Origin of the sequence: Marinicella pacifica (assembly GCF_014636635.1) — a bacterium.
GTDB lineage: Bacteria > Pseudomonadota > Gammaproteobacteria > Xanthomonadales > Marinicellaceae > Marinicella > Marinicella pacifica.
Genome location: NZ_BMEO01000003.1, coordinates 243,657 through 269,842, shown reverse-complemented (window position 1 = coordinate 269,842; position 26,186 = coordinate 243,657). Strand labels below are relative to the sequence as shown.

At 46.5% G+C, this 26,186-nt stretch carries 26 protein-coding genes; 7 read left to right on the top strand and 19 right to left on the bottom strand.

Features of this window, described 5'->3' with window-relative positions:
* Nucleotides 1-51: 51 nt before the first annotated feature.
* The 4 genes from tpiA to IEV16_RS05285 form a co-directional block, all read right to left on the bottom strand.
* Nucleotides 52-828, bottom strand: coding sequence for a triose-phosphate isomerase (gene tpiA / locus IEV16_RS05300; RefSeq protein ID WP_188364726.1), 777 nt, complete (start codon nucleotides 826-828; stop codon nucleotides 52-54).
* Nucleotides 821-3,418 carry a DNA gyrase subunit A gene (gene gyrA / locus IEV16_RS05295; protein ID WP_188364638.1) on the bottom strand — a complete coding sequence of 866 codons (2,598 nt, stop codon included), beginning with the start codon at nucleotides 3,416-3,418 and terminating at the stop codon, nucleotides 821-823. Before gyrA ends, tpiA begins: the two co-directional genes overlap by 8 nt.
* Nucleotides 3,419-3,528: 110 nt before the next feature.
* Nucleotides 3,529-4,632, bottom strand: a complete 1,104-nt coding sequence (gene tgt / locus IEV16_RS05290) for a tRNA guanosine(34) transglycosylase Tgt (protein WP_188364637.1) — start codon at nucleotides 4,630-4,632, stop codon at nucleotides 3,529-3,531.
* Nucleotides 4,633-4,667: 35 nt separating this feature from the next.
* On the bottom strand, nucleotides 4,668-5,153 hold the full coding sequence (locus IEV16_RS05285) for a low molecular weight protein-tyrosine-phosphatase (RefSeq protein WP_188364636.1): 486 nt from the start codon (nucleotides 5,151-5,153) through the stop codon (nucleotides 4,668-4,670).
* 40 nt (nucleotides 5,154-5,193) lie between these two features.
* Here IEV16_RS05285 and IEV16_RS05280 point away from each other — a divergent pair, with 40 nt between their 5' ends.
* Nucleotides 5,194-6,054, top strand: a complete 861-nt coding sequence (locus IEV16_RS05280) for a PPK2 family polyphosphate kinase (RefSeq protein WP_188364635.1) — start codon at nucleotides 5,194-5,196, stop codon at nucleotides 6,052-6,054.
* On the opposite strand, the gene IEV16_RS05275 is transcribed toward IEV16_RS05280, so the two are convergent.
* From IEV16_RS05275 to IEV16_RS05250, 6 genes are all read right to left on the bottom strand, one after another.
* Nucleotides 6,051-6,308: a YcgL domain-containing protein gene (locus IEV16_RS05275; RefSeq protein WP_188364634.1), complete on the bottom strand. Its 258-nt coding sequence runs from the start codon at nucleotides 6,306-6,308 to the stop codon at nucleotides 6,051-6,053. The two genes, IEV16_RS05280 and IEV16_RS05275, sit on opposite strands and share 4 nt — an antisense overlap.
* Nucleotides 6,309-6,353: 45 nt before the next feature.
* Entirely contained in the window at nucleotides 6,354-6,686 is a 333-nt protein-coding gene (locus tag IEV16_RS05270) for a hypothetical protein (protein WP_188364633.1), read from the bottom strand.
* 90 nt (nucleotides 6,687-6,776) lie between these two features.
* Nucleotides 6,777-7,700 (bottom strand): YeiH family protein, encoded by a 924-nt coding sequence (locus IEV16_RS05265; RefSeq protein ID WP_188364632.1) that lies wholly within the window; start codon nucleotides 7,698-7,700, stop codon nucleotides 6,777-6,779.
* Nucleotides 7,701-7,714: 14 nt separating this feature from the next.
* On the bottom strand, nucleotides 7,715-9,391 hold the full coding sequence (locus tag IEV16_RS05260) for a hypothetical protein (protein WP_188364631.1): 1,677 nt from the start codon (nucleotides 9,389-9,391) through the stop codon (nucleotides 7,715-7,717).
* 83 nt (nucleotides 9,392-9,474) lie between these two features.
* Nucleotides 9,475-10,542: a saccharopine dehydrogenase family protein gene (locus IEV16_RS05255; protein WP_188364630.1), complete on the bottom strand. Its 1,068-nt coding sequence runs from the start codon at nucleotides 10,540-10,542 to the stop codon at nucleotides 9,475-9,477.
* Nucleotides 10,542-11,333: an SDR family oxidoreductase gene (locus IEV16_RS05250; protein WP_188364629.1), complete on the bottom strand. Its 792-nt coding sequence runs from the start codon at nucleotides 11,331-11,333 to the stop codon at nucleotides 10,542-10,544. Before IEV16_RS05250 ends, IEV16_RS05255 begins: the two co-directional genes overlap by 1 nt.
* A gap of 77 nt (nucleotides 11,334-11,410) precedes the next feature.
* Between IEV16_RS05250 and IEV16_RS05245 the strand changes: the two genes are divergently transcribed.
* Genes IEV16_RS05245 through IEV16_RS05230 form a run of 4 tightly spaced genes read left to right on the top strand, consistent with a single transcriptional unit; the run spans nucleotide 11,411 to nucleotide 15,028 of the window.
* Nucleotides 11,411-12,592 (top strand): acyl-CoA dehydrogenase family protein, encoded by a 1,182-nt coding sequence (locus IEV16_RS05245; RefSeq protein ID WP_188364628.1) that lies wholly within the window; start codon nucleotides 11,411-11,413, stop codon nucleotides 12,590-12,592.
* 3 nt (nucleotides 12,593-12,595) lie between these two features.
* On the top strand, nucleotides 12,596-13,279 hold the full coding sequence (locus IEV16_RS05240; protein ID WP_188364627.1) for a TetR/AcrR family transcriptional regulator: 684 nt from the start codon (nucleotides 12,596-12,598) through the stop codon (nucleotides 13,277-13,279).
* Nucleotides 13,276-14,283 carry a phosphotransferase family protein gene (locus IEV16_RS05235; protein WP_188364626.1) on the top strand — a complete coding sequence of 336 codons (1,008 nt, stop codon included), beginning with the start codon at nucleotides 13,276-13,278 and terminating at the stop codon, nucleotides 14,281-14,283. The genes IEV16_RS05240 and IEV16_RS05235 overlap by 4 nt, the downstream gene beginning before the upstream one ends.
* Nucleotides 14,276-15,028 (top strand): glucose 1-dehydrogenase, encoded by a 753-nt coding sequence (locus tag IEV16_RS05230; protein WP_188364625.1) that lies wholly within the window; start codon nucleotides 14,276-14,278, stop codon nucleotides 15,026-15,028. The genes IEV16_RS05235 and IEV16_RS05230 overlap by 8 nt, the downstream gene beginning before the upstream one ends.
* A 222-nt stretch (nucleotides 15,029-15,250) precedes the next feature.
* Here IEV16_RS05230 and IEV16_RS05225 read toward each other — a convergent pair whose 3' ends face one another.
* From IEV16_RS05225 to IEV16_RS05200, 6 genes are read right to left on the bottom strand one after another with little or no spacing between them, the layout of a single operon-like run.
* Nucleotides 15,251-15,865, bottom strand: a complete 615-nt coding sequence (locus tag IEV16_RS05225; RefSeq protein ID WP_188364624.1) for a Tll0287-like domain-containing protein — start codon at nucleotides 15,863-15,865, stop codon at nucleotides 15,251-15,253.
* A 7-nt stretch (nucleotides 15,866-15,872) separates the two neighbouring features.
* Nucleotides 15,873-16,727, bottom strand: coding sequence for an MBL fold metallo-hydrolase (locus tag IEV16_RS05220; RefSeq protein WP_188364623.1), 855 nt, complete (start codon nucleotides 16,725-16,727; stop codon nucleotides 15,873-15,875).
* Between the two features lie 53 nt (nucleotides 16,728-16,780).
* Entirely contained in the window at nucleotides 16,781-17,704 is a 924-nt protein-coding gene (locus tag IEV16_RS05215; RefSeq protein ID WP_188364622.1) for an aldo/keto reductase, read from the bottom strand.
* Between the two features lie 6 nt (nucleotides 17,705-17,710).
* On the bottom strand, nucleotides 17,711-19,087 hold the full coding sequence (locus tag IEV16_RS05210; RefSeq protein WP_188364621.1) for a pyridoxal-phosphate dependent enzyme: 1,377 nt from the start codon (nucleotides 19,085-19,087) through the stop codon (nucleotides 17,711-17,713).
* A gap of 11 nt (nucleotides 19,088-19,098) precedes the next feature.
* Nucleotides 19,099-20,061 carry an OmpA family protein gene (locus tag IEV16_RS05205; RefSeq protein ID WP_188364620.1) on the bottom strand — a complete coding sequence of 321 codons (963 nt, stop codon included), beginning with the start codon at nucleotides 20,059-20,061 and terminating at the stop codon, nucleotides 19,099-19,101.
* Nucleotides 20,058-20,453 (bottom strand): DUF4398 domain-containing protein, encoded by a 396-nt coding sequence (locus IEV16_RS05200; protein ID WP_188364619.1) that lies wholly within the window; start codon nucleotides 20,451-20,453, stop codon nucleotides 20,058-20,060. Before IEV16_RS05200 ends, IEV16_RS05205 begins: the two co-directional genes overlap by 4 nt.
* A 210-nt stretch (nucleotides 20,454-20,663) precedes the next feature.
* Here IEV16_RS05200 and IEV16_RS05195 point away from each other — a divergent pair, with 210 nt between their 5' ends.
* The gene (locus IEV16_RS05195) at nucleotides 20,664-21,272 is read left to right on the top strand and encodes a lytic transglycosylase domain-containing protein (protein WP_188364618.1); all 609 of its coding nucleotides are present in this window, start codon (nucleotides 20,664-20,666) and stop codon (nucleotides 21,270-21,272) included.
* Nucleotides 21,273-21,274: 2 nt separating this feature from the next.
* On the opposite strand, the gene tadA is transcribed toward IEV16_RS05195, so the two are convergent.
* Genes tadA through guaB form a run of 3 tightly spaced genes read right to left on the bottom strand, consistent with a single transcriptional unit; the run spans nucleotide 21,275 to nucleotide 24,764 of the window.
* Entirely contained in the window at nucleotides 21,275-21,763 is a 489-nt protein-coding gene (gene tadA / locus IEV16_RS05190) for a tRNA adenosine(34) deaminase TadA (RefSeq protein ID WP_188364617.1), read from the bottom strand.
* Nucleotides 21,754-23,307, bottom strand: a complete 1,554-nt coding sequence (gene guaA, locus IEV16_RS05185; protein WP_443093950.1) for a glutamine-hydrolyzing GMP synthase — start codon at nucleotides 23,305-23,307, stop codon at nucleotides 21,754-21,756. Before guaA ends, tadA begins: the two co-directional genes overlap by 10 nt.
* On the bottom strand, nucleotides 23,304-24,764 hold the full coding sequence (gene guaB / locus IEV16_RS05180) for an IMP dehydrogenase (RefSeq protein ID WP_188364615.1): 1,461 nt from the start codon (nucleotides 24,762-24,764) through the stop codon (nucleotides 23,304-23,306). The genes guaA and guaB overlap by 4 nt, the downstream gene beginning before the upstream one ends.
* Before the next feature lie 57 nt (nucleotides 24,765-24,821).
* On the opposite strand from guaB, the gene xseA reads away from it, so the two are divergent.
* Nucleotides 24,822-26,156 (top strand): exodeoxyribonuclease VII large subunit, encoded by a 1,335-nt coding sequence (gene xseA / locus IEV16_RS05175; protein ID WP_188364614.1) that lies wholly within the window; start codon nucleotides 24,822-24,824, stop codon nucleotides 26,154-26,156.
* The last annotated feature ends 30 nt before the right edge of the window (nucleotides 26,157-26,186 follow it).

The window sequence follows — 26,186 nt, the reverse complement described above, 5'->3', positions numbered from 1 at the left end:
TCTCCTGACAGTGACTTTCACATCACCGCCTGTGTCAAACCGAAAAAATGATTAGCTTGACTGTGTTTCGTTCATCAGCTTTTTTGCCTCACGGCAAATCGCCATAAAATCTTCCGCTGTCAATGAAGCACCACCAATAAGGCCACCATCAACATCCGGCATGGAAAATAATTCAAAAGCATTGCTGCCTTTACAGCTTCCACCATAAAGGAGCCGAATTTGGCGCGCCATTGTAACATCTTTAGCCGCCAATTGAGAACGGATAAATTGATGAACTTCCTGCGCCTGTTCTGCCGAGGCGGTTAAGCCGGTGCCAATCGCCCAAATAGGCTCATAAGCGACCAAAAAGCGCCCCACATTATCTGCGGTTATCAGATCGCTGAATGCATCCAGTTGCTGTTTTATGACGACAAACGTCTTATCCGTTTCGCGTTGCTGGCGGCTTTCACCCACGCACACCACCACGGTCAGGTTTTGAGACAGTGCCTGCTGACATTTTTCGCGCACCAAAGCATCACTTTCAAAATGATCCTGGCGCCGCTCAGAATGACCAACCAACACCAGTTCTGCACCCACATCTTTTAACATGGCGGCACTCACTTCGCCGGTGTGAGCGCCTTTTTCATGAGCAGACAAATCCTGCGCCCCCACCGTCACATCAGCCGCTGCCAGCTCTTTAAGTACAGGCACATAGACATAAGGTACACACAACGCCACTTCCACCGCTTCGCGATCAGCGGCTGATTCAGCGTAATCTGCCAACCACTGACGCAACATGACCTGACTGCCGTTGAGCTTCCAGTTTCCGGCCACCATCAGTTTACGCATCATGGTCACCGGTTTCTGGGCTGCTGTCGGCTCCTGATTCAACATCATTACTCAAATCATCATCTTCATCCATATTGACAATCTTGGCCAGACCCACCAAAGACTCATCTTCTGCCAGACGGATCAAGGTCACGCCCTGGGTGTTGCGGCTTAAGGTCGAAATACCGGCCACCGAAGTTCTCACCAGGGTTCCGCCATTACTGATCAGCATCACCTGATCATCCGGCAACACCTGGCAAGCCCCCACCAACTGACCGTTACGCTCTGAAGTTTTGATGGCGATCACACCCTGCCCGCCCCGATGAATCCGTGAGAATTCCTGCAACGCGGTTTGTTTGCCGTAACCGTTTTCCGTACAGGTCAGAACGTGACCCTCTTCAGCCACGAACATGGACACCACGGACTGTTTCGGTTTTAAATTAATGCCTTTCACGCCCCGTGCGGTACGTCCCATGGATCGCACATCACTTTCATGGAAACGGATACATTTTCCGTCACTGGAAAACAGCAACACATCCTGGTCGCCATTGGTGATCTCCACATTAACCAGATAGTCATCATCCAGCAATCCCAGACCGATGATACCGTTGGCGCGCGGTCGTGAGAAGTTTTCAAGGGATGTTTTCTTCACCACGCCTTTAGCGGTGGCAAAAAATACATAATGATCGGGATCATAATCACGCACCGGTAAAATGGCGGTTATTTTTTCTTCCTTGTCCAAAGGCAACAAGTTCACCAACGGTTTACCACGTGCGGTGCGAGAGGCCATCGGTAATTCATAGACTTTTAACCAATATACCTGACCCATATTACTAAAACACAGCAAGGTGTCATGGGTGTTGGCAATCCACAGCTTTTCAACGAAATCATCATCTTTCATATTGGTGGCGGATTTACCCTTGCCGCCGCGTGCCTGAGCGCGATACACATCCAGCTGTTGCATTTTGGCATAGCCGGCATGCGACAAGGTCACCACCACATCTTCTTCAATAATCAGATCCCGCATGGTTAACTCACGCTGGCGATTCAAAATACGGGTTCTGCGGTCATCACCAAACTGCTCTCTGATTTCGTTTAATTCTTCAATAATGACCTCCAGCAAACGATCCGGATTGGTCAGAATATTCAAATATTCTTTGATGGCGTTGATGATTTCTTTAAACTCATCATTGATTTTATCTTGCTCAAGACCGGTTAAACGGTGCAGCTGTAAATCCAATATCGCCTTGGCCTGAATTGGCGACAACTGATAACCATCCTCGAAAAATCCGTAAGCCGCATCCAGCTCCTCAGGACGACACAAATCACCGTTGTCATCCAATAAGGCTTTAATCAACCCTGCATCCCATTTTTTCGCCAGCAAACGGTCTTTGGCCTCGGCCGGATTTTTAGAGGTTTTAATCAGCTCAATCACTTCTTCGATATTTGCCAAAGCCACCGACAAACCTTCCAGAACATGGGCCCGATCACGGGCTTTGGCCAACTCATAAATGGTGCGTCTGACCACCACTTCACGGCGGTGCTTCACAAACTCGTTAAGCACTTCCATTAACGTCAGTGTTCTCGGCTGACCGTTAACCAGCGCCACCATATTAATACCGAAAACAGTTTGCAACTGGGTGAGCTTAAATAACTGGTTAAGAATAACCTCCGCCACTTCACCGCGTTTGAGTTCTATCACAATGCGCATGCCGTCTTTATCGGACTCATCGCGCAAAGCAGAAATACCTTCGATTTTCTTGTGTTTGACCAGTTCGGCTATTTTTTCGATTAAGCGGGCTTTGTTGACCTGATAAGGCAGCTCATCAATAACAATGGTTTGTTTGCCGCTGGCTTCATCGGTTTCAATGTCTGAACGGGCACGCATGTAAATTTTACCGCGACCGGTTTCATAAGCTTCACGAATGCCTTCAGAACCATTGATAAAAGCCGCCGTCGGAAAATCCGGTCCCGGCAAATGGGTCATCACCTCGTCCAGTGTAATCTTTGGATTCTCAATCAGAGCAATCACCGCATCAATCACTTCATTGAGGTTATGCGGCGGTATATTGGTGGCCATACCCACCGCAATACCGGAGGACCCATTGACCAACAAAGCCGGCACCCGGGTTGGTAACACCGAAGGCTCGGAATCTGTTTCATCGTAGTTGGGTACGAAATCAACGGTTTCTTTATCAATATCAGCCAGCATCTGATGAGAAATCTTGGCCATGCGCACTTCAGTGTAACGCATGGCCGCCGGCGAATCGCCGTCCACCGAACCGAAGTTACCCTGCCCGTCCACCAACAGATAACGCATGGAAAACGGCTGAGCCATGCGCACAATGGTGTCATACACAGCAGCATCACCGTGCGGATGGTATTTACCAATCACATCACCAACCACACGGGCTGATTTTTTATGGGGTTTATTCCAGTTGACACCGAGCACATTCATGGCATAGAGAACCCGGCGATGAACCGGTTTGAGGCCGTCACGCACATCCGGCAGCGCGCGCCCCACTATCACACTCATCGAATAATCGAGGTATGATTTCTGCATCTCGTCTTCGATGTTTATTTTAATAATATCAGTGGAATTTTCCGCCATAAATCAGCATCCCTTAAGGTCAAAAATTAAACGCAACATTGTAACACATTTAGACACACCGGAAGCGCCTAATTAGCTTTCTATCAAGGCTTGCTTTTGTCGACTTAACATCATACAGCAACCCCCAAACGTGCAAAGGTTTCCCGGGCAAAGACATCAATTCGGTTGTCTTCAATGGCCTGTCGGATGGCCGCCATAAATTGTTGGTAAAAATAGAGATTGTGAATGGTATTTAACCGTGAACCGAGCATTTCACCGCAGCGATCCAGATGACGTAAATACGCTTTGGAAAAATGCTGACAGGTATAACAACCACAATCTTCATCAATAGGCGTGGTATCATACTGATGTTTGGCATTGCGAATCTTCACCACGCCATCCCAGGTAAACAAATAACCATTACGGGCATTACGTGTCGGCATCACACAATCAAACATATCCACACCCATTAAAACAGCCGCCAGAATATCTTCCGGTTTACCCACACCCATCAGATAACGGGGCTTATCTTTCGGCAATAATGGCGTGCTGGCGGCCAATACCTGTTCGCGCAAATCCTTGGGTTCGCCCACCGACAAACCACCGATGGCGTAGCCATGAAAATCCATGTCGGTTAACGCCGCCGCCGAACGTTCACGCAGATGATCATACATACCACCTTGAACAATACCAAATAAGGCATTCGGGTTGCCCTCAAAAGCTTTTAAACTCCGTTCCGCCCAGCGTAAAGACAATTCCATGGATTCAGCCGCTTCTTTTTCTGTTGCCGGGTAAGGTGTGCATTCATCAAAAATCATAACGATGTCTGAGCCTAATTTCTTCTGCACCGCCATGGACTCTTCCGGCCCCATAAACACCCGCGAACCATCCACCGGAGAAGCAAATTCAACCCCCGATTCAGTGATTTTCCGGCGTTTGGCCAGCGAAAACACCTGAAAACCACCGGAATCGGTCAAAATCGGCTTGTCCCAGGCCATAAAATCATGCAAATCACCATGTTCGGCAATCACATCCGTTCCCGGGCGTAACATTAAATGGAAGGTGTTACCCAGAATAATTTCCGCACCAATGCTTTTAATTTCTTGCGGCGACATGGCTTTCACCGTGCCATAGGTGCCCACCGGCATAAAACAAGGCGTCTCCACCGTGCCACGCGAAAAAGTTAAGCGACCGCGCCTGGCATCCTGATCTTGTTTAATGTGTTTAAATTGCACCGAAGAGTCTCTGAAAAAAAGCGCGCATTATAACATTAGACTTGGTTGTCACCTGAATGAATGTCATCCAATAAACCCTGCGCAGCATCCTGCAATAAATCCAGTACCCGTTCAAAGCCGTCTTCACCGCCGTAATACGGATCCGGCACTTCAGTTTCAAACCGCTTTTCTGCGTAGGACATCATTAAGCTAACCTTGTCATGGGACTGATCAGGAAAACGTTTTTTGAGTTCATGTAAATTGGCCAGATCCATCACAATCAATCGATCATATTGGGTAAAGTCAGACAACTCTACCTGGCGAGCGCGCAAATGGTTCATATCTATGCCTCGGTTGCCGGCCGCGGCCACCGAACGCTTATCCGGCGCATGACCCACATGGTAGGCATGGGTGCCGGCAGAATCGATGACAAACTGATCTGTCAAACCGGCGTCTTTAATCAACTGTGAAAAGATGGCTTCTGCAGAGGGCGAACGACATATATTGCCCATACAGATAAATAATATTTTATGTTTTGACATAAATTTCGTTAAGATGGCTAATTTTAAAACAGCCCATTGTATGCCATCTGTTAAAAAATTTCGCCACCGGCCGGGTCAAACCCGACCCAACATGTCCGATCTGCACCATTGGTTTGAAAACAATCACAACGACCTGAAACAAATGAGCCGCGAACTGGGTGATTTAAGCCGGCAAATGCGGGCCGAAGGCAAACAGTCGATACTGGTTATATTTCAGGCCCTGGATGCCGCCGGCAAAGACAGTACCGTGCGCAATGTGTTTCGAGATTGTGACCCTGGGCTTTTGCACGTACACAGCTTTAAAGCCCCCAGCAAAGAAGAAGCAGCCCATGATTTTATGTGGCGCTGTTACCCGCATTTTCCGGCTCAGGGTGAAATCAGTGTTTTTAATCGCAGTTATTACGAAGAAACCCTGGTGGTCCGCGTACACCCCCATTTTTTAGGCGCTCAGAAAATTGACGTTCCGGTGAAAAAATCATTCTGGCAACAACGTTTTGACACCATTAACCGGGTGGAGAAACACCTGACCCAAAACCGCACCCAGGTCATTAAGTTTATGTTAGATATTGGCAAAGATGTCCAGCGGGAACGTTTGGTGCGGCGCTATGCCAATCAGGACAAGAACTGGAAGTTTAATATCAATGACCTCAAAGAAAGAGACCACTGGGATCAGTATCAAATCGCCTTTGATGATATGCTCGATAAAACCAGCAGCGATGAGGCACCCTGGTACATCATTCCGGCAGATGATAAACAGATGATGCGACTGTTGGTGGCTACCATCATGACAAAAAGACTGAAAAAAATGAACCCGCAATGGCCACCTCTAAAATCCATGAATGAAAACGAACTGGCATTTCTGGCAGAAACGCTCAGATCCGATGCGCGTGATGAAGACTAACCGAAGTTAATCACACCTATGGATTCTTTTGGCGGCATTTGCAAGTGATAGCCATGCTCATTCAGATTTTGCCGGACCTTTAAGATGTCTTCACGTGCTAATTTTTCACGCTCATCCAGATTTATAGTCATCACCGCTTCACACAAACCCAATAAAATTTGTAATTCATCAGGCAAATCTGATGGACTAAAGCCCTCTTTGCAGTACACATATGCACCGGCCTTTTTGTTGGAACGGTAAACAACACAACGCATGATCATTTTTTATAATTGATTGGCAAGGCTGAATTTTAACCTGAATTATTGGTGACGAACAGGCTCATCAGTTTGTGCACGCGCCACCACACCGGTGATCTTGCAGCTTTGATAAGTGGGATGGGTGTCAAGAACGGTAAAACTGCCATCAGGCATCGGTGCTTTCAACTGACGCACGCCGGTAGATAAAAAATAAGTCAACTCAATATCCCCGGCGGTTTGCAGAAAACTTTGCCAACGGTCGCCGGGCTGGTAACAGGTCACCGCACACCCTGCTTTACCACAAGACAACGTTTGGCGGTACACATCTGCAGAAGGATTGGCTCGGGTTACGGTTGAAGCACTTAAAAACAGCACAATTAACATCAGATCTTTCATGGTTATTCTCACATTGATTCTATGGCTCTATGATAAGGCTGCGCCTTGAATCTAACGTGAAGAATTGTACCTGTCAAATTGTGAACGCTGTCACGTCCAGTGAATCACCGTATACCAGGACAGCACAGAGATAAACAACCACAAAATAACCGCCATCAACATCGGTCGCCAGCCGGTTTCCTTGATATCCGCCAGAGATAGACTGCTGCCCACCAAAAACAAGGTTAAAATCAAGAGACGCTTGGCCACCAGGGTGATATTCCCGGTCACCATTTCGGGCAACCAACCGGCGCTGTTAATCAACATGGCGACAATAAAACCGCCAATGAACCAGGGGATTTTAATCTTGTTGTCATGACTTTTAAACATTATCATCGACACCAGAGCCAACGGAATAATCCATAAAGTCCGTGCCAGTTTTACGGTGGTGGCGGTTTTAAGCGCTTCATCACCATAGGCCAGCGCCGCCCCCACCACCGAACTGGTGTCATGAATGGCAATCGCCGACCAGACACCAAACTGATATTGGCTTAAATCTAAATAAGCACCAATGGTGGGAAAAATCAGTAAAGCCACTGCATTTAACAAAAAAACCACGGCAATGGCCATGGTAATGTGTTTATTTTGGGCATTGATCACCGGCGCCACCGCCGCAATCGCACTGCCACCACAAATGGCCGTGCCTGATGACACCAAATGGCCTAAATGACGATCCATTTTCAAGGCTTTGGCCAACATCCAACCCAGTAAAACGGTGCTCACAATGGTCATGGCCGTAATACCCAAACTATCCACACTGGTACTGAGCGCCTCACCGGCCTGTATGCCAAAACCCAAACCAATCACCGCAATTTTTAACAGGTGCTTGACCCCGATCCGACTTTGTTCGGCAAAGGGATTGCCCAAAGTCAGTGCCAAAGCCACACCCAACAATAAAGCCACAGCACTGTTTATCCAGCCGGTTAAACAAACAAGGGCAATAGCAACAAACAGTACGCGGCTTATTATATTCATATGAACCGTTATCCTTAGGGTTGCATCGGCGGGTTAATGCGGTAAAAATTATAATAAAAATAGTAATAAGGATAGTCACCAATATCCGTTCTGTTTTCATCACGGTGATAAATCCGCATGGCATCAACCCCAATATTAGTTAGCTGCAAACTGTTTGAGACCGCATTATCAGGCACCGTCATGAAAACCTGGCATCGATTCCAGAAACCCGCTGATGTTTTAGGACACCGAATGGCATCAATCCATGAAGAAGTTGGCGCCACATTATTAAATCTAACCCAATCAGTCGGCGGTGGTGGTGATAGTTTATTATTAGACTCTTTAACCAAATGCAGTAAAGCGGACTCTGAACCATTTTCTTCCGCCATCAACCACCAGCCTTCCGGACTGGCAAATTTAAGTGGGTCGCCATTGTCAAAAAACTGACCTGCCACAAACTCCGGATAGCCAAACTGATAACCCTGAATGGTCTTAAAGTCACCCGTATCCTGACTAAGTTGTGCCATTTGCTGCCCACTCAATAAAAGTGTCACATCATGAACCTGGTCAACTTCAGCAGCCATCGGACTGCTTGACTCAATGGGTGTACCGTTCTTAGTAGAAAACATTTTTGAACTGAACCAACTGTTGGCATTATAACTATTGCCCGGAACATCTTCGGTCATCAGCTCACCGGTGGTCATATACCAAATGGGGTCGCCATTGTCATCATAGGTATAGACAGTCATCATAACCACATCATCCTGTGAGTGAAAATTGATACCACTACCAATATGAGGATCATCCAAAGTGCGCCAAAGGCCTTCAGACGGAAACGTACGCGTATCAATATCATTCGGGTCTTCAAACTCAGTGTTTAAGCGAAACGCCTGATAAACCGGGTGGTCACGACTGTAACTGTCATCATCTTTAGGTTGTAAATGAAAGGTCATGGTATTCATGCCGATGTCATCTAAAAACACATATAAACGACTTAATAATTCTGCTTTTTCGCTGGTTTGAATATCATATGGATCAACTCTAAACTCACAATAAGGTTCATCATATGACCGCAGCGTTGGACATCTTAGTCGATGCGAGATGTCACCACTTTGAATGAAGTCATTGAGATAATAATACGGAAAATTGGGCTCAGGCGGGTCTTGCAAACCACCATAGTAAGTATAAAAATTAAAACTAATATCAAAATTATCATCCGCATTACCCATCACCCATTGACCTGTAATATCAGGAAATTGATAGGAATCACCTGATGGCGTGGTCAATTGTGCGGTTTCAATACCTTCAATCCCAAATCGATAGGTATGGATGGGTTTAGGTTCGCTGTCATTAATCGATAACGTTCCGGTTTCGGTGGCATTAAACACCAATTCAATGGTTTTATTGGGATTAACAATGTCTGCCGTTTGTGGGTTATCGTTAAAGAGATTCTCTCCATTTTTAGTTTCACCCATGGCCGCTCGGAAGACACCATTGGCATCTATTTCACCGGTGGCAAAATACCAGACCGGCGAACCATCATCACGGTAGGTATATACAATAACCATGGTGATATCACCCTGTGTGCGAATATTGATACCGCTACCAATGGCCGGATCATCATAAGTTTGCCATAACCCATCACTGGGAATTATCTTGGCGCCTACACTTGAAGTCAACATCATGCCTAAAACGCTGACTATAAAAATCATCGTCCTCATCTAACTGTCTCTTTTAATTTGTGGGGGATAGTAATTATAGAATAATGGCTAAAGGTAAGCAAAATGACATATTTCTAAGATTCAATGTGAATATCTTGAGTACCCGGTAATTGCCGAATTAAATCTGCACCCAGCAGACTCGAAGGGGTTTGATAACCCGGTGATAGATCTGATTGACTTAAGACCGCATTGACCACATGCAAGGAACCATCCACTGTCAGTTGATAACCGTTGGCCACCAGCAAGCGTTTTTGAATCCGCTCCCCGGCAGGATTAGTGACCTCACCCCAGACGTAAGTGGTGAGTTTCTCACGGGCCTGCTCATCGGGGCCTTTGACGGTTTTTTCAATGCGTTTTTTAATTATATTTTGCACCCAGGACCAACCTAAAACCGGTCGTATCCAGTTCATGCGTTTCATCCGCTTAACTAATTTAGGTGAACCGGGAATATAGACCTCAATATTTTGTATTCCGGTGGAATAATAAGCGGTGGCCACATCACCCCAGGGAATCGTCATGGCCAGTTTCTGACCACCGCCGAAATCAATGCGGCGGGTTTTATAAGCCAATGGCACCTGCTTAATCAAACCGTCTTCACGCACTCGCCCCCCTTCAGGCAACGCTTCCACCGAGGTTTTGGCAGTCCCGGGGCTGAAACCGGAACGAGAATCAAAGCCCAGACACAGGTGACTGGCATCGGGCATGGCCTGCTTTAACATGGCCGCCATACAATCCGTCGGTATCACATCAAAACCCACACCGGGGCATAAAATAACTTCTGCCAGAGCCGCTTGTTGATGGCGTTCGGCGGCGGCCTCAAACACCGCTATTTCACCGGTGATATCAAAATAATGACACCGGGCTTCAATGCAAGCGTCCAAAAATACTTCAGCCGTTTGCGAAAACGGCCCGGCACAATTCAGCACCAAATCATAAGCTTTTAACAAGTCAGTATTGTTGGCCAAATCAGACACAGAAAAAACCACATAAGATAAACCCAGTTCATTAGCCAGTTGTTTGGTTTTGGCCTCATCGCGTCCGGACAGCACCAGTTTGAGACCTTTTTTAACGGCTTGTCTGGCAATCAGCTCACCGGTGTAACCGTAAGCCCCGTATAATAACCACTGCTGTGTTTTACTCATTAATTTAACCGTTTAATAAATTTAATTTTTTGCCGAAAAAATACATTGGGCAACCAGCGTGCCACACGCCATTGGTTTTTAGTTTTTTGATCACTTAACACCATGAATTGTTTTTTATCGATGGCGGTCAGAATATCTTGGGCCACATCATCGGCATTAAATGAAGATGATTCCATCCATTTTTCAATGCGCTGTTTCATTTTATCATGGCTGTCGATCATGGATTGGGTCAGGTTGGTTTTAAAAAAAGCCGGACAGGCCACCGCCACATGCACCCCGGTGCCCACCATTTCAGCCCGCAGGGTTTCACTTAAGGCCACCACCCCGGCTTTAGACACATTATAGGAGGCCATATAAGGTGCCAGCGCCAGGGCCGCAAATGACGCCACATTAACAATCGCTGCTTCGGGCTGTTGTTTTAAATAGGGTAAAAAAGCCCGACAACCATGTACCACACCCATCAGATTAATAGACAATACCCGATTCCACTGCTCAATGGAGCTGGCTTCAACCCCGCCCTCAGAGGCGATACCGGCATTATTAATCAACACATCGACATGCCCAAAATGAGACAGTACCTGTTGTGCCACCGTATCCATGGCCTGAGCATCGGTAACATCACAATTAAAATAAGCGGCCTGATGACCTTGTGATTGAATCTCATCAACCACCTGTTGACCGGCTTGTGCCTGAATATCCAAAACGGCAACATCATATTGCGCTGCCGCCTTAATAGCCAATGCTCGACCCAAACCGCTGGCCGCACCGGTAATAACCATGGTTTTTTTCATGGCATAATTTTAACAAAGTTTTTCGAACGCCTGTTCGACTTTTGCTATAATTTAATGATTCTCCACAAGCCCTTAGAATGCAAAACAAATCTTTTTCAGATTTTAAATCACATGCTCAGGATATCGTACAAACGGATATTATCGAAGCTGAATCCTTATTACTTTCTCACCAATGGTCACAATTGCAACAAACCATTGAGACCATTCGCCAAAAAATCAAACAGTCTGGATTGTGGGCACCGCATTTACCGCAAGATATCGGCGGTCAGGGTTTAACGGTCAGTCAATTGGGTGAATTCTCGGCAATTCTGGGACAATCACCGTTGGGTCATGTTTGCTTTGGTTGTCAGGCGCCGGATGCCGGCAATGCGGAATTACTGCATTTATATGCCGATGATCGTATTAAAAAACAGTTTCTTATACCCTTAGCCAGCGGTGCTATCCGCAGCTGTTTTGCCATGACTGAACCGGCCATGGCCGGCTCCAACCCAACCCGCCTCGGTGCCAGCGCTGAATTAAAGGATGGCCACTGGCACATAAATGGCCATAAATGGTTTACCACCGGGGCCGATGGGGCTGATTTTGCCATAATTATGGCTGTCACTGAACCAAAGGCCGCCAAACACCAACAAGCCAGTATGATTATTGTCCCCACCGACACCCCGGGCTATTCACTGGTACGTAATATTTCAGTGATGGGCAGTGAAGGTGATGGTTACTTTTCCCATGGCGAAGTGAAGTTTACCGATGTTAAAGTCCCTCAGCATAATCTACTGGGCCAACGTGGCGATGGTTTTTTGATGGCACAACAGCGCCTGGGTCCCGGACGGATACAACATTGCATGCGCTGGATTGGTATTGCCAGGCGTTGCTTTGACATTATGTGCCGTCATGTCAAACAACGTCACATTACCGACACCCAAACCCTGGCGCAACAGCCGGTTATACAGGTTAAGATTGCCGACAGTTATGCCGCCATTGAAGCGGCTCAACATTTGGTACAGGCCACCGCCGAACGGATAGACAAGGAAGGTTATGCAGCCGCCAGGCACGCCATTTCCATGATTAAATTCCACACCGCGCAGATGTTGCAACAAGTCATGAATCATGCCATTCAGGCTTTGGGTGGCTTGGGTGTGACCGATGACACGGTATTGTCCTTTTTCTATCGCGAAGAACGTGCTGCGCGTATTTATGACGGCCCTGATGAAGTCCATCAATTATCCTTAGCCAAGCAACTGTTGGCAAAGTTTGATTAACCTATGGATTACGAAACCTTTAAAAAGAAATTTGATTATTTTTTTGGGGATGAATGGCAATTTATTTACCAGCAAAACAAACAACGCTTAAATCTCAAAAACCAGCGCATCGCCACCAACAAATTAGCCACCATTATCTCGGCTGTTTTTAGCATTTCTAAACAAAACAGTTACAACGGCATGACCCTTCGGGACTTAAGCCAGACAACCGGTTACAGTACCGGTGGCTTGTATAAATATTTTCATGACAAAGAAGACTTGTTTGTGATGATTCACCACGGTCTGGTGGCCATGACTGAGCGGGTTTTAATTTCAGTGCAAAGCGACAATCCCTTGACCAGCATTGATCACTTGCTGGTCTATCACTTATACATGAGTGAACGACTGAATCGTTGGTTTTATTTTGTCTTTATGGAAGCCAAACACCTTAATAAGCCCTTACTGAATCGTTTTGTTGAATCAGAGAAGCTGTTGGAACAAGCCTTAATAACTGACATCAATAAAGCGGTTTCGAAAGGTTTATGCCTCTGCAGTTCACCTTTTTTAACAGCCTCGGTGTTAAAAGCAGCGTTACAGGATTGGTATTTAAAAAACCACAAATACCAGGCACAGGGTATAGAGCTTACAGATTATAAACATCACCTATTAGCCATGAGACAACAATTACTGCCGGAGATTAAAACATGAGTACAAACCCACTGCTCTCGTATCTGCGGTCGCGCTTAGAACTCTCCGGGGAAGCTCATTTAAGTGCTTTAAGCGGGGGCGTATCAAACCTCACCTACCGGTTGACGGATGGCGGCCGTGATTGGATTGTCCGTACTTCACCACCCGGTACCAAAGCCAAAGGGGCACATGATATGGCACGAGAATTTAATTTACTCAATGCATTATCGACATTTTATAAGCTCAGCCCCAAAGTGCATTTTTTTATTGATGATACGGATATTTTTCCCCGGCCCGTGTACGTTATGGAAGCCATTAACGGTATCGAAATACACAAAAATTTACCCGATAATTACAAGCCAGATGAACAACCGGCATTATGTCGTTCGCTCATTGCAGCTCAATTACAGTTACATCAAGTCCCGCTTAACCAGGATCTTCAGGCCTTTAACAAGGGCCGGGGTTATATTGAACGACAAATTACCGGCTGGATACAGCGCTATCGAAATGTTCAGGCCAGACATAATCATGCAGATATTGTGATCGATTGGCTGATAAAACATAAACCGGAAGATAACCGTGATTATTGTTTAATCCATAATGATTTTAAATTTGATAATTTAATTTTTGATCAACAAAACCCTACCGCCGTCAAAGGTGTCCTGGATTGGGAAATGGCCACCGTCGGCGATCCGCTGATGGACCTGGGCTGTTCACTGGCTTACTGGATTGAAGCCGATGATGCTGCCAGTTTACAGGCCATTGGCACCCAACCGACCACGGAAGATAATATGCTCAGCCGGGATGACTACGTCCACCAGTACTGCCAGTTAAGTGGTCAGTCTCTGGATAATTATAATTTTTATTACGTTTATGGTTTATTCCGCCTGATGGTCATCGTCCAACAAATTTATTATCGCTATGAACAAGGCCAGACTGATGATCAGCGATTTAAACCCTTTGGCCAAATTCGTGATATTCTGATCCAACACAGTCAACAACAAATAGGTTATTCCCATGTATGATTTTAATAAAAAGGTTGTCGTTATAACCGGTGCCAGCCGGGGTATTGGCGAAACCGCTGCCCATCAGTTTGCAAAAGCCGGGGCCACCGTGGTAGTCAGCTCCCGTAAACAAGACAGTATTGATCAAGTGGCTGAGGATATTCGCAAGCTGGGCGGCAAAACCCACGCCATCGTTTGTCATAACGGCGATAAAACCTCGCGGGAACGACTGATTAGCCAGGTGGTTGAACAGTGCGGACGGATTGATGTATTGATTAACAATGCCGCCGCCAACCCCTATTTCGGACCGGTTCTTGACACCGGTTATGATGCCATGAAAAAAACCATTGAAGTTAATATTGAAGGTTATTTTCACTTGAGCCAACTGGCCGGGCAACAAATGAAAAAACAGGGCAGCGGTGTCATTATTAACACCGCATCAGTTAACGGCGCTGATCCTGCGCCCATGCAGGGCATTTATTCAGTGACCAAAACCGCCATTATGGCCATGACCCGGAGCTTCGCCAAAGAATGTGCCGCCCATGGTATTCGCGTCAACGCCGTTCTACCCGGTTTAACCGACACCAAATTCGCCTCAGCATTGACCCAGAACGAAGCCATGTTAAAAATGATACTGCCACAAATCCCCATGGGCCGCATGGCACAACCGGAAGAAATCGCCCCCGCCTATTTATTTCTGGCCAGTGACCAGGCCGGTTATATCACCGGCGTTAATTTACCGGTGGACGGCGGGTTTTTGGCTTAATTTGAAAAAAAATAACTTATTTTGAAAAAAGTGTAGGTTGGGCTGAGCTCCGCGAAGCCCAACATCAAAGCTAAATTCTAAAATGTTGGGCTTCGCGTTACTCAGCGCCAACCTACGGATTTATTAAAGCTTACAGATTCTCAATAAGTGCCGGGCCTGCCCAGCACCCTTTACATTCATCCAGATGAATACAATCCTAAACTGTTCTAACAATTTTCAACTTCACGGATTCTTTAATGGGTGCTGGGATGGGTGCTTGGACATGGTCACCACCCAAATACCACGCAGTTGATTGACATCAAAACCGGTGGCTTTGTCATTGGGGTAACGTTCCTTGATGGCTTGTAAGGTTTCAGGGGCAATGTCTGTTTTAGTTGAACCGTGGCATTGTAAACAGCCCGGTTGGCTGACGATGGGATAATAGCCCACCATCCGGCCATTTGCTTCCCTCACTTCACCGCTGGGTTTTTCACCGGCCGCCAACCGGGCTTTGGCTTGTTTAATGTAATTAAGTTCATCGGCATTGGGAACATTATCCGGATTGCGGTTTTTATCTGACACCCGTTTTAAGTCCAGTAAATCACCGGCCACCACAGATTGCGTTAAGGGAATGGCTTGCTCATGACAAAAATGCAGCGCCCCCACCGGGCCACTTGCCTGCATGGCTTTTTTCAGATTACCGCCTAATTTTTGTTGTGCTTTTTGGGCGTGTTGTTGCCCCAGACTTAAATAATCAATTTCCGCCGCTTCAGTGACAGTCTCAGAGGATTGTTGTTTGGTTTGTGGCTGGCACGCCACTAAAAACAGGATTGTTGCGATTAACATTAATTGTTTCATGATTTTCTCATAGTTTATTGATGGGGATTTTAATAAATTGTGTGCCTTGGTCAGACACCGCACCAAATGCACCCAGACGCATATTGGTTTGAATGGACGGCAAAATCAATCTTGGCACGGCCAGCCTGGCATCCCGTTGTTGTCTGACTTTGGTGTATTCTGCCAATGACGTAGCTGACTGAATCATTTTGTTGTGTTGTTTTTGTTCACCCACGGTAAAGCAGTTACGCGGTTGTTGGCCTTCATCAGGATAATCATGACACAAATACATCATTGTCTCATCAGGCAAGGCATAGAGTTTTTGGATGGAATGATACATTTGTTCGGCACTGCCACCGGGAAAATCAACACGGGCCGTTCCGCCATCCGGTGCAAACAAGGTATCACCGACAAACACCGCCGACTCGATTAGATAACTGGCACAGGCCGGTGTGTGACCCGGCGTATGCATAACACGCGCGTTTAATTCACCGATTCGAAAAGTATCGCCATCTTCAAACAAATGATCGAACTGAGAACCATCCATGGCGGTATCCTGCTCGGTTTCAAACACCGGTACCCAATGTTTTAACACCTTGACAATACCCGAACCAATGCCTGTCTCACCACCTAACTGCTGCTTTAAATAATGGCTGGCACTGATATGATCGGCATGGATATGCGTTTCTAACAGGTATTGCAGGGTTAAATTCTGATGCTTAATATACGCAATCACCTCTGCCACTGATTCAGTGCTGTAACGGGCTGCATCTTGATTATAATCAAGCACCGGGTCAATGACGGCACACTGTCGGGTCGCTATATCCACCACCACATAGGTCCAGGTGGCGGTATCTTGATGATAAAAAGATTCAATATGCATAGAACACTCTACTTAATATAAGTATTATATTATATATTGAAAGTCTGGTTTAATCAAACAAAACCACAGTGTTTTTGCGCTTGGCTGATTTGTTGAAAGTACTCTGACGGGATAGATTGACCACTGACAGCTGTCAAGTCCCGAATATGCCCGGCTGATGTACTGCCGATTAAGGCCGATGAAAAACAATTAAATCGCAAGACATAAGCCAAAGCCAGTTGGGTTGCAGTTAAATCAGGATGTGTATTCAGGAAGTCAAAATACTTAGCCGCTTTTAGTTGCGCTCGATTATTTTTAAAGGCCCGTAATTTATACCACAGGTTTTTTAATCGATAAGCCCGTTGCCATTCACGACTGTACAAAGCACTGCCTAAAGCGCCGGCAATAATGACCTCCAGACCCTGTTGTCGCGCTGATTTTAAGGTATTAAGCTGATGCGGTTTGAAAATATTAAAGTCAGTCATCAACACATCAAACTGATGACTTTCCTGAGTCAGTTGAATGATGTGCGGATTAAATGTGTTAACGCCCCATAAAGCCACTTTTCCGGCTTGTTTTAACTCAGCCAGCGTTTGATAGGTTTTATCGTTAAAATCTTCAACATTGGGACCATGCAAAAAGCAAACAGACAGTTGCTCAATACCTAATCGTGTTAGACTGCGTTCACATGAATGTCGTATATTTTGAGGGCTAAAGTCTTTGTATAAGCGCCCAAAACGCCCCACTTCGGTGCCAACTTTACTGCTGACAACAAGCGTGTCTTTATCGGCTACATGTCTAAGGATACGACCTAAACGCTGCTCGGCATAACCGCCCGAATAACTGGCACCGGTATCCATGTAGTTAATACCCTGCTCCAACGCAGTTTGTACCACATGACTTGCCTGTTGTTCGGAAAAGTGCTTTTTGCCCCAGTAACTGGCGCAGCCCAGGCCCACTTCTGAGACCTGAAACTGTGCCAATGGCCGATATTGCATAAGGTGTTATTGGTTTTGATCAGAACGGCGTAAATAGTTAAGTAAATCAATACGGGTGATGAGACCTAAGAATTCATTATCCTGTTTAACAATGGCCACCCGACCCGCTTCAAAAACCGGCAATAATTCTTTGATTTCAGCTTTGACATCTAAAAATTCAAGCTGATCGGTCATGGCTGAAGTTACACTGTTATTAAAGGCTTCGGCATTATCAAACACCGTCAACAACACATCAGATTCATCAATAATACCCACAATTTCATTGTCGGCCATCACCGGTAACTGGGATACATCATACAATTTCATGCGTTGATAGACATCGGCCAGGGTTTCATCCGGTCGCATTACAATGGTGTCATTATTCTGATAAGGCCTGGCAATCAGGTCGCGTAAATCACCGTGCACCGGCGTTTCCATATAACCATTATCCATCATCCAATAATCATTATACATTTTTGACAGGTACTTATTACCGGTATCACAGACGATGGCCACCACTTTTTTAGGTTTAGTGGCTGACTGACAATAATCAAGCGCGGCTTTTAAGATGGTACCGGTGGATGAACCACCGAGCACACCTTCTTTTGATAGCAATTCACGGCCATAGTGAAAGCTCTCTTTATCACTCACCGAATAAGCTTTGGTGACATGACTGAAATCACTGATGGTGGGTAAAAAGTCTTCTCCAATACCCTCCACCTTCCAACTACCACTTTTGGTGCTCAAAGTGCCTTCATTGATGTATTCAGCCAGAATACTGCCCACCGGATCAGCTAAAATCAGTTCTGTATCCGCGCGGTGTTCATCAATATACTGACTTAAACCGGTGACCGTACCACTGGAACCAACCCCAAACACGATGGCGTCCACCTGATTGTCCAATTGTTCAAATATCTCAGGTGCGGTGGTTTGGTAATGGGCTTTGGGGTTATCCGGATTGCCAAACTGATTGATGAAATAAGCACCGGGGGTTTCATCGGCAATGGATTGGGCCAAATCCTGATAATACTGTGGATGGCCTTTGGCCACATCGGAACGGGTCAGGACGATTTCAGCACCCATGGCTTTGAGGTTAAAGATTTTTTCTTTGCTCATTTTATCGGGAATCACCAGAATGAGCTGATAGCCTTTTTGCGCCGCCACCAGCGCCAAACCAATACCGGTGTTACCGGCGGTGCCCTCCACCAGGGTGTCACCGGGTTTAATCTTACCGGCTTTTTCAGCCTCTTCAATCATGGTCAAACCAATGCGGTCTTTAATCGAACCACCGGGATTCATGTTTTCCAGTTTTAAATACAGTTCACAAGGACCGGTGTCCAAATGATTGACTTTCACCATGGGTGTGCGGCCGATCAGATCGACCACGGAATTAACAACTTGCATGTAATGGCCTTTTATTTAAGGAGAATGATTTCAACCCGACGATTTTTGGCTTTGCCGGCTTCTGTGTTGTTGGTCGCCACCGGATGTGATTCACCCTGACCAACGGCGTTTATGCGTTCGGCTTCAATGCCATTTTTAATCAACAATTGTTTCACAGCATCAGCACGTTTTTGGGATAATTTTTGGTTTAAGTCTTCACTGCCGGTGGAATCGGTGTGGCCTTCAATGCGAATTTTTCGCCCGGGATAACCACTGATAAACTGCATCACCCGATCAAAATTATCCACCGCTGCTTGTTTTAAGTTGGCAGAACCAGAATCAAACACAAAATCGCCCAGCGTCATCATCAGACCGGCGTCGGTTTCTTTGGCAACCAGAGATTCTAATTGCATCCGCAAGGCTTCAATTTCAGCAAACGCCAAATCCGCCTCTTCTTTGGCCAGTGCCGCCACTTTTTCCTGCGCTTTAGCATACGCCTGCGCCGCTTCCAGTTCTGCCTGGGTCATCTCTGCTTCACTGGCTTTCTGATTGGCCAGTTCCAGGGCATTTTGTTTTTCCTGACGCGCCCGTTCAGCCTCTTCGGCATGTAATTTAATCAGCAACTGGGCCCGATCAGCTTCCATGCGAGCCAGTTGCGCTTCAGCTTTCAGGGTTTTCATGTTGACCGTTTGTAAATGTGCCTCTGTCTCTTTCAGCGCTTGATCCAAATAGCCCGCTTCCGCCGCCAGCTTGGCCTTTTTTAAGTGATTGCGGGCCATATAGACGGCATGATTCTTCACTTCACCGCGCTGGTTATACAAGGCTTCAATGGCTGATTTGGCCTGGGCTTTTTCCTTTTTGGCGTAGGGTTTGTATTTTTGTTCAGTGATAAAATTATCAAATTCAATGCGCAAAGATTCCAGTTCCAGGTTTTCTTTGGCTGATAAATAACTGACAAATAACGTCAGTAACATCACAATAACCATTTTATTCATGGTAATTGGGCCTCCAGTTGTTGCAGGTAAACCCGGGCCGCCGATAATTCATCGCGCTTTTCAAGCAGGGCCTGATTCATTCGATTAACTTTAGCACGTAAGCGGGCCACCTCAATATCTGATCGTATTTGCTGGGTCAGGCGTGCTTCTTCGCGTTTTTCACCCATGGCTTTGGCTTTTTTGGCGCGTTGTAATTTTTCGGTGATAAATTTCATTTCAAGCGGCGCCGCATCCGCCACTTGAGAATTTTTGACGGCTTCTACCTGTTCTTCAAGCTGGTAATAGGTGTTGTCATTAATCTCAACCACTGTCGGCGGCGAACAAGCAATTAACGTGCTTAAAAAGGCTAACAACAGAGCTTTTTTGAGCGATTGTAAGGGTTTTGTCATCATATTTTGCTTCATCAGTTTGTTAAAAGCCGTTGAAATAAATTATAATTCGGTCATGATAAACAGTACCACTTTAAAACACAAGTTCTTAACATGACCTTAAAAACATCCATTTTGAAGCCGGTTAACGGAACATGCTTTAAACTCATTTCGTGGGCTTTGACCGCCTTATGTTTGTTTGGCTGGGGATTAAATACAGCCCAGGCCGGCAATATGAAAGTTTATAAACACGTGGATGCGCAAGGCATTATACACTACTCCTCTAAAAAACCGAGGGGCAAATCCTACCATATTCTTAATATTCGCTGTCCTGAGTGTTCTGTGTGGCGCAACAGTGTCGATTGGAAAAACACCCCTTTAATCACCGATTTATACCAGGCGGAAATTGACCATGCGGTCACCACCCATGGTGTTGAAAAAGCGCTGATACAGGCGGTTATTCACGCAGAATCGGCTTACAAAGTGGCTGCCGTCTCATCGGCCGGTGCACAAGGACTTATGCAATTGATGCCTTTGACCCAAAAAACCTATGCGGTCAACAATCCCTTTGACGCCAAACAAAATATTCTTGGCGGTGCGGCCTATTTGAAACACTTAAAAAATGCTTACAAAAATATGGACATTTATCTGGCGGCCTACAACTCGGGAGAAACCGCGGTTGAACGCTATAACAGACAAATACCACCTTTTCCTGAAACCAAAGAATACGTTCGTCGGGTTAAAATCTTGTACAACCGTTACAAACAAAACCAGCAACGCCTGAATGCCATTAGTAACAGCCGGGTTGTGACCACCGGCGTGTCTGCAACGGCATCACCCTGATTTTACTCTGAACGTATGGATTTTTTCGCCAGACGTCTGGCTTTAAAAAAATCCTGTAATAATTGTCCACATTTTTCAGCCATGATACCGCCATCATAACTGATGCGGTGATTGTGGTAAGGTTGCTCAAATAAGTTATCCACAGTACCCGCCATTCCGGTTTTAGGATCAGCAGCACCATAAACCAGCCGCTCAATGCGTGCATGAACCATCGCGCCTACGCACATTAAACAAGGCTCTAATGTGACATACAAAGTGCATCCGGGCAATCGGTAATTTTCAACGACTTGTGCCGCTTGTTCCAGCACCAGTACCTCAGCATGAGCTGTGGGATTTTGAGTAGTGATTTGTTGATTATGCGCCCTGGCAATGATGCTATTCTCATACACCACAACCGCCCCCACCGGCACTTCACCCAATTCGGCCGCTAACTTGGCTTGCTGTAAAGCTAACAGCATAAAATCTTCATCTTGTTGAGCGCTTACTCCCATTCAATGGTGGCCGGGGGTTTACTTGAGATATCATATACCACACGAGAAACCCGGTCTATCTCATTGATAATGCGTCGAGAAACCAGGTCAATAAACTCATACGGCAAGTGTGCCCATCGGGCGGTCATAAAATCAATGGTTTCTACGGCACGCAAGGCAATCACGTATTCATAACGACGCTGGTCGCCAACCACACCCACAGACTTAATGGGTAAGAACACAGCAAAAGCCTGGCTGGTTTTATCGTACAGATCATGACGACGCAGTTCTTCGATAAATATGGCATCGGCACGGGCTAAAATATCTGCATATTCTGCCTTGACTTCGCCTAAAATACGCACACCTAAACCGGGCCCGGGAAACGGATGCCGATAGACCATGTCGGCCGGTAAGCCTAAAGACACGCCTAATTTTCGAACTTCATCTTTAAACAAATCCCGCAGCGGCTCAATCAGTTTCAGCGCCAAATCGGCGGGCAACCCACCGACGTTATGATGAGATTTGATTACATGGGCTTTACCGGTGCTGGCGCCGGCAGACTCAATCACATCAGGATAAATGGTGCCTTGAGCCAGCCATTTAATGTCATCCAGTTTTTTGGCTTCCTGCTCAAAAATCCGGATAAACTGCTCGCCAATTACCCGTCTTTTTTGCTCGGGGTCATCGATGCCTTTTAAGGCACTGTAAAACTGTTGTTGCGCATTAACGCGAATCACCCGGATATCCATTTTATCCGCCATGGTTTGCATCACTTCATCGCCTTCTTTAAAACGCAATAAACCGGTGTCCACAAACACACAGACCAACTGATCACCAATGGCTTTATGTAATAAGGCCGCCACCACGGATGAATCAACGCCACCGGATAAACCCAACAAAACCTGATCCTGACCGACTTGGGCACGGATATTGTCCACATGGGTATCGATGATGTTGCCTGTTTTCCACTGTTTTTCACAGCCACAAATTGTGTGGACAAATTGCGCCAACATGTCCCGGCCACCTTCAGTGTGTTCCACTTCAGGGTGAAATTGTAAGCCAAACAATTGTTTTTGAGGGTATTCAAAAGCCGCCACTTCTGTGGTGCCGGTTTTAGCCACGGCTTTAAAGTCAGGGGCTAATTGTTTAATCTGATCACCGTGACTCATCCACACATCAATGCGGTTATCATCCACTTGCGCCATCAGTTTGGACTGATCCATCAGTTCAACGGCGGCATAACCAAATTCTTTAAAATCTGAGGCTTCCACCTGACCACCAAAATGAACATTTAAAAGCTGCATACCGTAACAAATACCCAATATCGGCACATTGAGATCAAGTATATCGGTATTCAAAGGCGGTGCATCGGGCAAATGCACGGATTCAGGCCCCCCTGATAAAACAATACCGGTCGGTGCAAAATCTATTATGTCCTGACTGTCTGCATCCCAGGCGTAAATTTCACAATAAACATCCAGCTCACGGATGCGTCGGGCAATCAGCTGGGTATACTGTGATCCATAATCAATTATCAGGATTTTACTTTGTTTAATGTCCATCAGTTTCGGGTTCCGTAATTGGGGGCTTCTTTCGTAATGTGAACATCATGAACATGGGATTCTTGTACGCCGGAACTGGTGATACGCACCATTTTTGGTTTGGTTTTCATTTCATCAATATCGCGGCAACCCACATAGCCCATACTGGCACGCAATCCGCCGACCAATTGATGCACAACCGGCGCCAAAGGCCCTTTAAACGGCACCCGACCTTCTATGCCTTCGGGTACCAGTTTTTCCGCATCCACCTCATCCTGAAAATAACGGTCTTTGGACCCTTTATCCATGGCGCCTAAAGAACCCATACCGCGGTATGATTTGAAGGTTCGGCCCTGATACAATTCCACTTCCCCGGGTGCTTCTTCGGTACCGGCAAACATACCACCCATCATCACCGTGGAAGCACCGGCGACAATCGCTTTAGCCAAATCACCTGAATAGCGGACGCCACCATCGGCAATCAACGGAACACCGCTACCGCGTAATGCTTTGGCCACATCGTCAATGGCCGAAATCTGCGGCACACCCACACCGGCAATAATACGGGTGGTACAGATGGATCCCGGACCCACCCCGACTTTAACCGCATCCGCACCCGCCTTAACCAGGGCTTTGGCCGCCTCACCGGTGGTGATATTGCCGGCAATCACATCGACGCCGTCATAATGCGCTTTAATCTGTTTGACCCGGTCAATCACACCTTTTGAATGACCATGGGCGGTATCCACCACCAACACATCCACACCGGCATCGACCAAAGCAGCAACGCGTTCATCGGTATCTCCGCCGGCACCGACCGCTGCGGCCACCCGCAACTGTTCTTCTTTGTCTTTCACCGCAAACGGAAAATCCTGAGATTTCTGGATGTCTTTAACGGTGATCAGACCCTTCAATTCAAAATCGTCATTGACCACCAGTACTTTTTCAATGCGGTGCTGATGCAACAGTTTTAGCACTTCCTGCTCGGCCGCGTGCTCACCCACGGTGACCAGTTTTTCTTTGCGGGTCATAATATTGCGCACCGGATCATCGAGTACTGTTTCAAATCGCATATCCCGGCTGGTGACAATCCCCACCAGTTCATCGTTTTCAACCACCGGAACACCGGAAATCCGGTGTTTTTTGGTGAGCGCTAAAACCTCTCGGATGGTGGTATAAGGACCGACAGTTATCGGGTCTTTAATCACCCCGGATTCAAACTTTTTAACCTGCGCCACATGGGCGGCCTGATGTTCTATCGACATGTTTTTGTGTATCACGCCAATACCGCCCAGTTGTGCCATGGCAATGGCCAGCCGGGCTTCGGTCACGGTGTCCATGGCGGCTGATACTATGGGCAAATTAAGCCGGATATTACGGGTAAAGCGGGTGGACAAATTAACGTCTTTTGGTAAGATATCTGAATAATCGGGAACCAGCAGTACATCATCAAAGGTTAAGGCGTCGTAGGCAATTCTCATGGCGGTCACCTGGGTTGGAAAATTAGCGGCGTATTCTATCACATAAGGGGTCTTCAAATGTATATAAACTCAGGCAATAACGTCCAAAATCCACTGACCCCGTCTGAGCTAAACCAAACCCTGGCTTCACTGTTAAAATCAGCACTCAACAGCTTCTGGCTGAGCGGTGAAGTCACTGATTATTTTCGCTCCCGCGCCGGTCACCATTATTTTAGCCTAAAAGACCCGAATGCCAGCATTCGATGTGTTATGTTTAAACAGCAAAACAATCTGTCCATCGAATCCGGTCAGCAGATTGTTGTGTTCGGATATTTGTCCATGTACGCGCCCCGTGGCACTGTTCAAATTAATGTTTTAAAAGTTCTCGATGCCGGCAGTGGTCGTTTGCAGCAGCAGTTTCATCAATTAAAACAAAAACTTGAGGCCGCCGGTTTATTTGACGCAGCGCGCAAACAAAAACTACCTGCCATCATCGACGATGTGGCCATCATCACCTCACCTGAAGGGGCGGCATTAAGAGACATTCTGGAAGTCATCCAACGCAAAAACCCCTTGTTAAATGTAACCCTTTATCCCACAGCAGTACAAGGCCACACAGCCGTTCGGTCGATTATCCGGGCACTGACCGAAGCAGATCAGTCTAACCACCAGACCATACTGCTGACCCGTGGCGGCGGCTCTGAAGAAGATTTATGGTGTTTTAATGATGAACAATTGGCTCATATCATCGCTGATTTAAAGACGCCACTGCTCACTGCCATTGGCCATGAGCGCGATGTCAGCATTGCCGATCTGTGTGCCGATGAAATGGCCATCACCCCCACCGCGGCAGCGGAACGTCTGAGCGGTCAGTTTTCAGACAACAAACACAATCTTGAAAATCAAAGCAGCTACCTTGATTTACTGATGCAAAATAATGTACGCAAAAATCAACAACAGCTGGATGGTTTGACTTACCGACTGGAAAAACAACACCCCAAAACCCGATTGTCTCAACAACATCATCAAGTCAATCACCTGTCGCATGTATTAAACCGCAGGCTTCAGTACAAATTCGAATACGCCAAAACCGGGCTGCTACAGGTTCACAATCAGCTGTCGGCTCGGCAGCCAGAGATTCGCACATTACAACAAACGATACACCACAGCCGACAAGGCTTAAATCAACTGATTCGCAGCAGATACCAACAAGACCAAAATGCATTAAAACAGCTCATCAGCCGGCTTTCTTCTTTAAGCCCCTTATCGGTGCTGACCCGCGGGTACAGCTACACCACAGACGAAAATGGTCGGGTGATTACCGACAGTCGGCAGGTGAAGAACCAGGAAATCATTGCAACCCAACTCAAATCAGGTAAAATTCTCAGCAAAATCGTGGAACGAATTGACTGATCCACGTTCTAATGCAACATTCAAAATGAA